This window comes from uncultured Xylophilus sp., from assembly GCA_913776965.1.
GTDB lineage: Bacteria > Pseudomonadota > Gammaproteobacteria > Burkholderiales > Burkholderiaceae_C > Xylophilus.
In genome coordinates, this window is the sequence record CAJYQL010000079.1 from 39,071 (window position 1) to 50,167 (window position 11,097).

At 61.4% G+C, this 11,097-nt stretch carries 10 protein-coding genes; 6 read left to right on the top strand and 4 right to left on the bottom strand.

The genetic code is table 11. The features are described from left to right. Positions 1-1,061: 1,061 nt before the first annotated feature. From QZ500_RS12050 to QZ500_RS12060, 3 genes are all read right to left on the bottom strand, one after another. Positions 1,062-2,435, bottom strand: a complete 1,374-nt coding sequence (locus QZ500_RS12050) for a sigma-54 dependent transcriptional regulator (protein ID WP_295855618.1) — start codon at positions 2,433-2,435, stop codon at positions 1,062-1,064. 38 nt (positions 2,436-2,473) lie between these two features. Next, the gene (locus QZ500_RS12055) at positions 2,474-3,082 is read right to left on the bottom strand and encodes a histidine kinase dimerization/phospho-acceptor domain-containing protein (RefSeq protein ID WP_295855619.1); all 609 of its coding nucleotides are present in this window, start codon (positions 3,080-3,082) and stop codon (positions 2,474-2,476) included. 559 nt (positions 3,083-3,641) lie between these two features. Continuing rightward, positions 3,642-4,598 (bottom strand): polyprenyl synthetase family protein, encoded by a 957-nt coding sequence (locus QZ500_RS12060; RefSeq protein WP_295855621.1) that lies wholly within the window; start codon positions 4,596-4,598, stop codon positions 3,642-3,644. Positions 4,599-4,751: 153 nt separating this feature from the next. On the opposite strand from QZ500_RS12060, the gene QZ500_RS12065 reads away from it, so the two are divergent. From QZ500_RS12065 to QZ500_RS12080, 4 genes are read left to right on the top strand one after another with little or no spacing between them, the layout of a single operon-like run. Further along, positions 4,752-6,068 carry a glycosyltransferase gene (locus QZ500_RS12065; RefSeq protein ID WP_295855623.1) on the top strand — a complete coding sequence of 439 codons (1,317 nt, stop codon included), beginning with the start codon at positions 4,752-4,754 and terminating at the stop codon, positions 6,066-6,068. After that, positions 6,061-7,311, top strand: a complete 1,251-nt coding sequence (gene crtY, locus QZ500_RS12070; RefSeq protein WP_295855625.1) for a lycopene beta-cyclase CrtY — start codon at positions 6,061-6,063, stop codon at positions 7,309-7,311. Before QZ500_RS12065 ends, crtY begins: the two co-directional genes overlap by 8 nt. Further along, positions 7,308-8,801 (top strand): phytoene desaturase, encoded by a 1,494-nt coding sequence (locus QZ500_RS12075; protein WP_295855627.1) that lies wholly within the window; start codon positions 7,308-7,310, stop codon positions 8,799-8,801. Before crtY ends, QZ500_RS12075 begins: the two co-directional genes overlap by 4 nt. Continuing rightward, positions 8,798-9,745: a phytoene/squalene synthase family protein gene (locus tag QZ500_RS12080; RefSeq protein WP_295855629.1), complete on the top strand. Its 948-nt coding sequence runs from the start codon at positions 8,798-8,800 to the stop codon at positions 9,743-9,745. The genes QZ500_RS12075 and QZ500_RS12080 overlap by 4 nt, the downstream gene beginning before the upstream one ends. Positions 9,746-9,772: 27 nt before the next feature. Here the strand turns inward: QZ500_RS12080 and QZ500_RS12085 are convergent, their stop codons facing one another. Further along, positions 9,773-10,276 (bottom strand): sterol desaturase family protein, encoded by a 504-nt coding sequence (locus QZ500_RS12085; RefSeq protein WP_295855631.1) that lies wholly within the window; start codon positions 10,274-10,276, stop codon positions 9,773-9,775. A 102-nt stretch (positions 10,277-10,378) separates the two neighbouring features. Between QZ500_RS12085 and QZ500_RS12090 the strand changes: the two genes are divergently transcribed. Further along, on the top strand, positions 10,379-10,636 hold the full coding sequence (locus QZ500_RS12090) for a hypothetical protein (RefSeq protein ID WP_295855633.1): 258 nt from the start codon (positions 10,379-10,381) through the stop codon (positions 10,634-10,636). Further along, a partial coding sequence (locus QZ500_RS12095) for a YhjD/YihY/BrkB family envelope integrity protein (protein WP_295855634.1) occupies positions 10,633-11,097 on the top strand: 465 nt, incomplete at its 3' end. The genes QZ500_RS12090 and QZ500_RS12095, both read left to right, overlap by 4 nt.

Here is an 11,097-nt window from a genome sequence, read left to right on the forward strand (position 1 = left end):
CGCTCCGAGCGGCTAAAGCGTGAGCGAACTGGTTCGGCTATTCGCGGTACGCATGCAAAACGCCCAAGGCACCATGGTGATTGGCTAGCCATTTGTGCAACGTGTGCTCGCTGTCATGGATAGCTGTGCACAGCCGGTCGCATGACGGCCGACGCTGCAGCACATGGAGCGGAACTGTTCGGCATGGGTGTAGCGGGTTTCCATGGCCGAACGATATCTCGCGATGCTTGGATTTAACTTCATACGATTTGTATTATGTATAGCAAAATCGATCTCCCGGATGACGGGTGTGTGATGCGGTTACGCGTCCCCCCGCCCCCCATATTTCTTAACCAGCACGACGAATACAAGTTCAGCTTCAAGGGCAGACTGCATATTCGATCTGACGCTCGACAGGTAGTTGAACCTCATCCCTAAGTCGTTGAAATGTTTGCTGCAGTTTTTACTCGAAAACGATGTCATTTCTAGAGAAATTGATTTCGTAGCCAGTGAAATTCGCAAATTTATGATGGCATGAAGTTTGCAATTATACTGCATTGATAGATTACATTGATTATGCAAGTAATAAGAGTTTGCTTGACGACAGGTTCACGGAAGGTGATCTCTGAAAATTCGAAAAGCTATCAACAAGCCGCTGACATCGGGGATTGGATTCAGGACTTACTTTGGCGCCCCAAAAAATCGGCTTTGCCGAAACCTCTGAATTCCTATGAGGCATCTGTTGCTAATTTCGAGGGCGGTCTGGTCTTTACGGTTTATCGGCCAACGCTGGATAACCCTATTTTGACCTTTGCAGTGGCACGAAGGGCCAATCACGGACGTCCGCTATGGCGTGTGGTGAGCGCTCTAACGGATGAATCGGTAGTGGGAGACACGGCGCCTCCCAAGCCATGGTGCGCGTTCTTGTGGCATCCCGGTGAAATCACCTGCCCTGCCATTGAAGAGTTTGCCATGGCTTGCGCGTGGTACTGGGTAACCATGTCCGTCAACTTTAATCAGAGACGGCGAAGAATGACACCGAACACAGTTAGGGTAGCCGTTAATAAATAAGCGGCTTACGGCTAGTTAAAATGCGGAAAGCGCTGTCCGTCATCGGCATTATTCCGCCGGTCGTAAATTTTCAACTTGTTGTATAGCGTTTTAAGGCTGATTCCAAGGCTCGCCGCTGTACGTTCGCGTTGTCCATTGAATTTGTTTAGTGTGGCAACGATCAGACGCCTTTCCATTTCCTCTAGACTTATCTGCCCAGGAATAAATTCCTCAGCGTCGGCGATATTTTTTGGAGCGGACGCCGTCCAATCTTTTTCCACATCAATCCAAGCGGGCTCCAGCATCTCCCCCATGCTCATGACGTACGCCTTATGAATTACGCTCTTCAACTCGCGCACGTTACCGGGCCAAAAGTGAGATTCGAGCTTGTTAATCCCTTCAGAAGAAAGTGTTTTTTTCTTTCCTTCGCGACGGCTTATGCCATCCAGAAAATGCATTGCTAAAAGACAAACGTCTTCCGGACGCTCCCTTAAAGGGGGGATTTTCAATACAAACGATGCAATGCGATAGAAGAGGTCGACTCTAAGTGACCCCTCAAGTGTGTTACTTGCCGAGCTTCGATTGCTCGCAGCAACAGTTCGAACGTTAACAACCTTTTCATCGGTAGATCCCACCCGCCGAATAACACCGTTTTCGAGCACGCGAAGGAGTTTTGCCTGCATGGCGAGAGGCATCTCGGATATTTCATCCAAGAAAAGTGTCCCGCGATCGGCCCTCTCGAAAAAACCCACATGAGTACGGTCTGCACCTGTGAAACTTCCCCGCTCATGCCCGAACAGTTCGGACTCGACCAGTTGCGGCGAAAATGCGCTGCAGTTCACCGCAATAAAAGGACCGGTGCGACCGCTGAGCTGGTGCAGCCTTTGGGCAGCAAGTTCCTTGCCAGTGCCGCTTTCACCCAAAATCAGCACAGGTAGTGAAGTGGGTGCCACCCTTTCAATCTGCTCCCCTACCCCGCGCATAGCCACGGAGTTTCCGATCAGACCGGACTGCACAGGGGCGTACGTTCCTGCTCGCGTTGAAGGTGTTTGGAGATTTGCAATACGCGCCAGAAGCCGCCGCAAACGATCACCATCCACTGGTTTGACAAAATAATCGCTAGCGCCCATTCGCAACGCCTCGATAGAGCTGTCCAAGCTGGCGTAGCCCGTCATCAATACAATTTCGGACTGAGGCGAAATACTTTTCTGATCGAGCAAAGACAAGCCATTGCCGTCGGGCAGATGCATATCTAGGAGGACGATATCAGGCTGCCTGTGCGCAATGGACAACCTTGCTGCCTTCAAGGTCCCTGCGGTAGTAACGCTAAAACCGTTCATGGACGCAATCGCTGCCAGCATCCTTGCGGAGTCATCGTCGTCCTCTACCACTAGCGCATGAGCCATTCGGCAATCTCCACAAGGCCGGAAAGTTCCGGCCTAACTCAGTGTGCTGAAGTATTGCCCGTCAAGTCAACCACCGGGTTGTAACGTGGCAGCACCAGTTGCACGATTTCTGCGTTGGAGCCGAAAACGTCCAGTCGTCCACCGTAAGAAAAAGTCAAATCTTGCAATAACTTAAGATGAGTCGGAAACGACTGCGGTATTTCATTATTTCCAATGTCAACGCTCCACACGACTGCAACTTCATATTCTTCGATGCGCAAATATGGGACGCAAGGTCGCGCTTTCAACTGCCGATCTCTTATGACGGTAACGAGTGTATGAGTTAATAGTTCTTCACTTGCATAAACCATCACTGGTGACGCAGGCACTCTCATACCATGCGGTAACGATTGATGAAATTGCATTAGTGACCGGTGTATCGCTATATCAAGCCGAACATCCTGCCGTGGCATCGGCTCAACAGCAAAAGCATCGAGCAGCTGCAAAAGCATATTCATCCGATCAATCTGACGCTTGGCAACTTCTAGAGCCTCTTCTAACTGGTGGGGCCCAAGATCTTCGCGATACTTAACGACCTCTAAGGCAGAAGCAAGTCCGCTTAGAGGTGTCCGCAATGCATGCGCTAGAGCTTTGAGCTTCGAAGGCACTGCTAAATTTCCCTGGCTGTCAAACGATATCTTGAACAAATATTTTCGTGGAGTCAGATTTTTTGGATTGAAGTCAGTGATGACCAGCCGATCCGAGCAGCTCGCACTTATGCAAAAAATTGGGGGCCCTCGAAAGGGCCCCCATAAGCAGCGTAAAACGCTGTCCCACGAACTCCGGTCGTTGGTGGGATCTTAGCGATGACACGGATCTGCGTTGTAGGAATATTTCTATCAAACTGTCGTTCGGTCAATATCGGCGTCCGGCAGGCATTCGAGCGCCTCGGGTGCGCTGAAATTTTTTCCAAAGAAAGCTGGCTAGGGCCATGAAGATCATCTTGCGCATTGCATTCCTCAAGTGAAATCGTTAGCGTACAGGTTAGTTGTGACCGATGTGTAGGATTTATGATCGACTACCTGTCGTCCCTCTGGCACCTTGTTTCAAAGCGCTATCGGCTATCTTGATTGCCAACGCTATTTATCCGTAAAGAATTTCTCATTACTGAATACGTAAGTAACCCAGAGGCATTACTTGAACTGCTAGCTGTAGAAGCACGAAGAGTCAGACCGGCCGTCCGGAATCAGCAGGCCCAATTTGACGAAATAGTGACTGAAAATAAGTGCTTACCAAGAGCTCGCCTGGCACCGCTCGTTGCCACAGAGACTGCGCGTCGGCCAGATGCTGCAATAGCCGTTCGCGTGCCCCCATGCTGCCCAGCAGCGCCATCAGCGTCGGCTTCCCCGCATCTTTGCCGCAGCTCTTCCCGGCCAGCAGATCCGTAGATTCGGCGTCGGTGAGGTCGTCTGCCAACTGAAAAGCTTGTCCCAGTTCGGTTGCCACGGCTCTCATCCGGTGTCGCGTGGCCGGAGAGGCCGACGCGGCAATACACGCTATCTCGAACGATGCAGCCAGCAGGACGCCCGTCTTTTGTTCGTTGGTCTGTTCCGTATACGCCGTACCTTGCAGATTGGGGCCAGTGTGCAGGTCGCGGTATTGGCCTCCGACCAAACCGTCCAGCCCGACCGCGTTGGACAACACCTCGGTCATCTGCATGCGCATCGACGGTGTGAGCGAAGCCGCTGTGGCGATCGTGCGGTAGGCGCACGTCAACAGTGCGATGGCAGCGAGGACTGCAACGTCCTCGCCAAATTTCATATGTACGGTGGCTTGGCCGCGTCGAAGATCGGCGTCATCCATACAGGGCAGATCGTCTACAAAAAGCGAGGCCGCGTGCACCATTTCCAGCGCACATGCTGCGTCGATCAGGCGACCACTGTCGATACCGAGCGCTCGTCCCACCAAAAGGGTCAGCAAAGGGCGAACCCGCTTCCCGGGTGCCAAAGCCCCATAACGCAAGGCTTCGCCCACGCGGCTCGACGGACGCCCGCCATCGCCCAGCAGTTGCGCAAGCCGCGCGTCGATCTGGTCGCGCATTGCCTCCACCATCGGGCCACTGTCGGCAGAAAGGTGGACTGCACGCGACGAAGACGGGGACAGGGCTTCCAAGGGTGCGAGCATGGGACGGTTATCGTTGGAAAGATCGTGGACAACGTACCTTAGGCCCTCGACGTTCTTTCGGCTTTCAAACGGGCGCAACTCGCGGCTACGTCCTACAGGACGAGCCTCCACAATATTCGCTTGCGTCCATATGTGAACGCGCTTTCCTAATCCATGCACCTCGCGTTCATTGCGCCGCCCTTCACCAGCCATGTTCGCGCGATGGAGTCGCTCGCCGGCGTGTTGCTCGACCGCGGCCACCAGGTCAGTTGGATACACCAGATCGACGTCAAGCCGTTGATCCGGGACAGACGCATCGCTTTTCATGCGGTAGGGCTCGACATTCGTCCCGCAGGTTCTCTGGACCCGATCGTCACCCGGGCGGCTCACCCTGGCGGGCCGCTTGGGCTGAAGCGAGTGATCGCGGATGTCGCCTCGACTACCGACATGCTATGCCGGGAGATGCCCGCCTTATTGAACCGATTGGGGGTCGATGGTGTGGTGGCCGACCAGATGGAAGCAGCGGGCGGGCTGGTGGCCGAAGGCATCGGGGCTCCGTTCGTCTCGGTCGCCTGCGCCCTGCCGGTGAATCGGGACCCCCATGTCCCACTGCCCGTCATGCCTTGGGGCTATGCCCGTGATCCGAAGGGGCTACAGCTCAACGAGGGCAGCACAAGCGTCTACGACTGGCTGATGCGTCGCCACGGCGACGTGATCCGCAACCACGCAGTGCGCTTCGGATTGGAAGAGCGGCAGGCGATGCACGAGTGTTTGTCGCCGCTGGCACAGATCAGCCAGACCACGGCAGGATTCGATTTTCCACGGCAGGACCTGCCGACGACCTTCCACCATGTCGGCCCGTTGCGTGGAGCACGTACGGAGGAGCCTCCGCTCGAGCTGCCGCTCGACGCTAAGCGCCCTTTCGTCTTCGCCTCCCTGGGTACGCTGCAGGGATGGCGGATCGGCCTGTTCGAGCGGATCGCCGATGCGTGCCGCCTCGAAAACTTCCAGCTTCTCATCGCGCACTGCGACCGCCTGGACAGCCGCCAGGAAGCGGCGTTGCGGCGGCGCGGTGCGACAGCCGTCACAGGATTCGCGCCGCAACGCTCAGCCCTCGCCCGCGCGGACCTTGTCGTCACCCACGCGGGATTGAATACGGTCCTGGATGCAATGGAAGCCGGTACGCCGCAGCTGGCGTTGCCGATCGCGTTCGACCAGCCCGGGGTCGCTGCCCGCGTGGTGCAGGCCGGGAGCGGCCTGAGCGTTCTGCCGCTGCTCGCGCGGCCGATCACCTTGCGGCGGTCTATGCGCCGCCTGATCGAGGAGCCGCCGTTTGCGATCCGCAGCCGCGCACTGGGCGAAGAGATCGCTGCGTCGGGCGGCGCCACATGGGCAGCCGATATCGTGGAGACCGCAATTGCGACGCGTCGGCCGATCACACGGCGCCAGGCGGCTATCGCGCCGGTGCAGGATGGCGCGCCTCGTGAGTGAAGAATTCGCCCCTGAAGGTTTCCTGGACGCCGACGTGCTTCTCGTCGGCGGCGGTTTGGCGAACGGCCTGATCGCGCGAAAGTTGCGGAAGTCGCACCCCGGGCTGCGCGTGCTGGTGCTGGAAGCCGGACGGGCGCTCGGCGGCAACCATACCTGGTGCTTCCATGCGACCGACCTCACCGCCGCCCAGCAGGCGGAAATGGCTCCATTCGTCGTGCATAAGTGGCCGGCGCACGAGGTGCTGTTCCCGGGCTACAAACGCCGGGTCGACGGCGTCTACTGCTGCGTGACGTCGGAATGTTTCGACGCTCGGCTCCGAGCGGAACTCGGCACGGCAGTACGTACGGACGTGCAGGTCGTCTCGGTAGGGCGCGACCGGGTACAGCTTGCCAATGGCCGCGTTCTCCACGCCCGGTCGGTGATCGACGCGCGTGGCACATCGCCCGCCGGCCGCGTCGCGCTTCGATTCCAGAAGTTCCTGGGCCAGGAACTGCAGCTCGACACACCGCACGGGCTGACCATACCAGTCCTCATGGATGCGACGGTCGCCCAGGAAGACGGCTACCGCTTCGTCTATCTCTTGCCGCTGACGCCGGATACGGTGCTGGTGGAAGACACGGTCTATGCCGACGGCGCCGTGCTTCCGCGCGAACGTCTGCGCGAACACATAGCGACATACGTCGGCAACCGTGGGTGGACGGTGCGACGCGTGGTGCGTGAAGAAGACGGCGTGCTCCCGCTGGCGCTCGATGGCGACCATGACGCCTTTCGCGCGCCTGCAGATGCGACCGCAGTACCGCAGGCCGGACTCTCCGCCGCCCTGTTCCATCCCACCACGGGCTATTCCCTGCCGCAGGCGGTGCGGCTCGCGGACCATCTGGGCATGCAACCGCAGGCGACGCTCTGCGATCCCGCGGCCCTGGGCGAAGCCATTAGGTCGCACGCCTGTGCCCATTGGCAATCGACCGCGTACTTCCGGATGCTCAACCGCATGCTGTTCCTGGCCGCCGCTCCTGCGGCCCGGCGCGCGGTGATGGAGCGCTTCTACCGACTGCCGGACGCGCTGATCGCGCGCTTCTATGCGGGCCAGCTGCTCTGGCAGGACAAGCTGCGCATCGTGACCGGTCGGCCGCCGGTGCCGCTTCTCCAAGGGCTGCGCGCCATACTGGAACGCGTACCTCCGACCGGCGGGGCCGCATCGCCCTCCCCCTTTCCCACGTCCCGAGCGGACTCCAAAAAATGAATGCTCCTTCCTCCCCACGATCGGCCGCGGTGATCGGCTCCGGGTTCGGCGGTCTGGCGCTGGCGATGCGCCTTCAGGCCGCCGGTATCCAGACCACGGTGTTCGAAAGCCGCGACCAGGCCGGCGGCCGGGCCTATGTGTACCGCGACCAGGGCTTTACCTTCGATGCCGGCCCGACCGTCATCACCGACCCGTCCGCACTGGAGGAGCTGTTCGCGCTCTCGGGACGGCGGCTGTCCGACTATGTGGAACTGCTGCCGGTGGCGCCGTTCTACCGGCTGTGCTGGGAGGACGGCATGCATGTGGACTATGCGAACGACCAGGCGGCGCTGGATGCGCAGATCCGGGCGATCTCTCCTCCGGACGTGGATGGCTACCAGCGCTTCCTCGCGTATTCGCGTGCGGTCTTCGAGGAAGGCTACCTCAAGCTCGGTACCGTGCCGTTCCTGCAGTTCCGCAACATGGTGAGCGCCGGGCCGGCGCTGATGCGGCTGCAGGCCTGGCGCAGCGTGTACAGCATCGTGTCGTCCTTCATCCAGAACGAACGCCTGCGGCAGGTGTTCTCCTTCCACTCGCTGCTGGTCGGAGGCAATCCGTTCGAGACCAGCTCGATCTACGCGCTGATCCATGCGCTGGAGCGCGAATGGGGCGTATGGTTCCCGCGGGGCGGCACCGGCGCGTTGGTGCAGGGTATGGTCCGCTGCTTCGAGGACATGGGCGGCACGGTGAAGCTGTCCACCCCGGTCGAGCGCATCGACGTCGCAGACGGTCGCGTGACCGGCGTGACGGCACGCGGTGTCCACCACCCGGCCGATGCGGTCGCGTCGAATGCCGATGTGCTGCACACCTATGAAGCGCTGCTCGGCCATGTGGCGCGGGGCCGCGAAGAATCCCGGCGGCTGCGCCGCAAGCGCTTCAGCATGTCGCTGTTCGTGGTGCACTTCGGTCTGTCGCGGCCGCAGCCCCAGTTGCGCCACCACACCGTGTGCTTCGGCAACCGCTATCGCGAGCTGATCCAGGAAATCTTCCACGGCGCCGAAGTGCCCGCAGATTTCTCGCTCTACCTGCATGCGCCCTGCGCGACCGATCCGTCGCTGGCCCCCCCGGGATGCTCGAGCCACTACGTGCTGGCGCCGGTGCCGCACCTCGGCAACGCGCCGGTCGACTGGTCGGTGCAGGGTCCGCAGTTGCGCGACCGCATCTTCGACTACCTGGAGCGTCACTACATTCCGGACCTGCGGGCCACGCTGGTCACCTGCCGCATATTCACACCGGCGGATTTCCGCAGCGAGTTGAACGCGCATCTGGGATCGGCCTTCTCGCTCGAACCGATCCTGACCCAGAGCGCCTGGTTCCGGCCCCACAACCGCGACGCCGTGCTCCCGAACATGTATATCGTGGGAGCAGGTACCCATCCGGGCGCGGGTGTGCCCGGGGTCGTCGGTTCGGCCAAGGCGACGGCCGGTCTGATGCTGGAAGCGCTGGCGTGAATACGGTGTCGGGCACCGACCCGCGTCTGGTCGCTCACGGCGAGCAATCGATCCGGCAGGGCTCGCACAGTTTCGCGGCGGCGGCGCGTCTCTTCGCCCCTGCGGTCCGCGAAGGTGCGGTGATGCTCTACGCCTGGTGCCGCCATTGCGACGACGTGGTGGACGGGCAGGAGTTCGGTCACGGACAAGCAGAAGGCGACCGCAGCGATGCGGCGGCCCGGCTCGCATCGCTGCGCGAAGCCACGGCCCGCGCCTGCGCCGGTCAACCGCCGGACGATCCGGTCTTCGCGGGGGTCGCGGAGGTGGTGCGCACCTTCCGTATCCCACCGGCGTATCTGCAGCAGCACCTCGACGGATTCGCGATGGACGTCGAGCGGCACCGGTACGCCACGCTCAACGACACCCTGCGCTACTGCTGGCATGTCGCAGGCGTGGTGGGCGTGATGATGTCGCATGTGATGGGCCGTATCGATCCGCCGACACTGGACCGTGCCTGCGACCTCGGCATGGCGTTCCAGTTGACCAACATCGCCCGCGACGTTGTAGAGGATGCCGAGATCGGCCGGATCTACCTGCCGGCAGAGTGGCTGGCGGCCGAAGGCATTCCGGCCGACGGTCGCCTTGCGCAGCCGGAACACCGGGTGGCGCTCGCCTGCGTCGCGGCGCGCCTCGTCAACACCGCTGAACCATATTACCGTTCGGCGATGGACGGCCTTCCGGCCCTGCCCTTCCGTTCCGCCTGGTCGATCGCGCTCGCCCGCAGCGTCTACCGCGCGATCGGGCACAAGGTCATGCAGCGGGGGCCGGCCGCGTGGGACCGGCGCGCTGCCACGACGAAAGCGGAAAAGGCGGGGTGGGCGGCGATTGCAGCCGCACAGGCGCTGGTTTCGCGCGTTGGCACCGCCACACCGCGGGACCCGGCCCTGTTCGTGCGGCCGGTCTGACCAGCGGCCATGGGTCGTCTGATGGGATCAGGTTCGTGGCGGGCGCGCCTCGGTGCGCTGGGCACGCTGCAGCTGCTCCCGGAGCCGATGCGGCGACGGCGCCCACAGAAAACCGAAGGACACGGCCCCATCTCGCCCACGCACCGCATGGTGCAGCCGGTGCGACTGGTAGAGCCGCTTGAGATAGCCGGATTTCGGCACCCAGCGCCAGGGCCAGCGGTGATGCACCATCCCGTCGTGCACGATCGCATACAGCAAGCCGTACAGCGTCATGCCGGCCCCCACCCACTGCAGCGGCCACCGGCCTGCCGTACCGAGGGCGATCAGCACGATGGCCACGGCCGCGAACACGATGGCATAGAGGTCGTTGCGTTCGAACGTGCCGCGCGCCGGCTCGTGGTGCGACCGATGCCAGCCCCAGCCCCAGCCGTGCATGATCCAACGGTGGGTGGCCCAGGCGACGATTTCCATGCCCGCGACCGATGCGAGGACCACGCCGATCGAGGCGAGCGTATGAGAAGTAGGCGTCAAGGCAGCGGGCTCGCGAAAAAGCGGGCGATACGCCCGGAGCCGGCGATTTTCCCATGGGCCCAGCGCTGGCGCACGCTTGAAAAATCGACAGGAGGCGATCACATGCTGTGCATGATCGTCGAACCGCCCGTGGGTCACCGCACCGCTGAAGAGCTCGCTCAGGCACTGGGGTGCCGTGTGGCGGGGTCCGGCAGCGCGTTCGGCTGGGCCCAACCCGCGCTGCTGGGATCGACCGCCGGCTTTTCGTCCCTGCTGCGTGCCGCAGGCGGGCGTTACGACCGCGCCGACCGGGCGACGGTATTCCCAAGCTGGGCCGCCATGGAACGTGCGCTTCGGGCGGCGCTCGCCTCGCGCCCATGACACGTCCGGCCGCTCTCGTCCGCTGGGTGAAGCGCGTCCTCTGGAAGATTCCCGGCCTGGGCGTTCTGGTCACGGCCGCGCAGAACTACATCTTTCACCAGAGCGCCAACCAGGCTGGCAGCCTGGCCTTCTCTTCGGTGCTGGCCATGTTTCCCCTGCTGCTGCTGCTGTCCGCGGCGGCGGGCTTCATCGGCCAGCCCGGCGATGCAGCGGCCCTAGCCGGACGGGTGCTGGGCTATGCGCCCCTCTTGGTACGCGACGCGATGGCGCCCGTCGTGGAGCAGGTGCTCGCCCAGCGCAGCCAGGCGCTGCTGGCGGTCGGCCTGGTGGTGACGCTGTGGACGGCATCCTCCGGCATGCAGGCGATCCGGTCGGCGCTCAACCGGGCCTACGGTATCCAGCGCGGCTTGCCCTTCTGGAAAGCCCGGATCAAGGTCACGCTGTTCACCGTGATCGTAGGA

Bases quoted from the DNA above. Each gene is read 5' to 3' on its own strand.
- QZ500_RS12075 (WP_295855627.1), top strand. From the start codon at position 7,308: ATGAATGCTCCTTCCTCCCCACGATCGGCCGCGGTGATCGGCTCCGGG.
- QZ500_RS12060 (WP_295855621.1), bottom strand. From the start codon at position 4,598: ATGCTCGCACCCTTGGAAGCCCTGTCCCCGTCTTCGTCGCGTGCAGTC.
- QZ500_RS12090 (WP_295855633.1), top strand. From the start codon at position 10,379: ATGCTGTGCATGATCGTCGAACCGCCCGTGGGTCACCGCACCGCTGAA.
- QZ500_RS12065 (WP_295855623.1), top strand. From the start codon at position 4,752: ATGCACCTCGCGTTCATTGCGCCGCCCTTCACCAGCCATGTTCGCGCG.
- QZ500_RS12050 (WP_295855618.1), bottom strand. From the start codon at position 2,435: ATGGCTCATGCGCTAGTGGTAGAGGACGACGATGACTCCGCAAGGATG.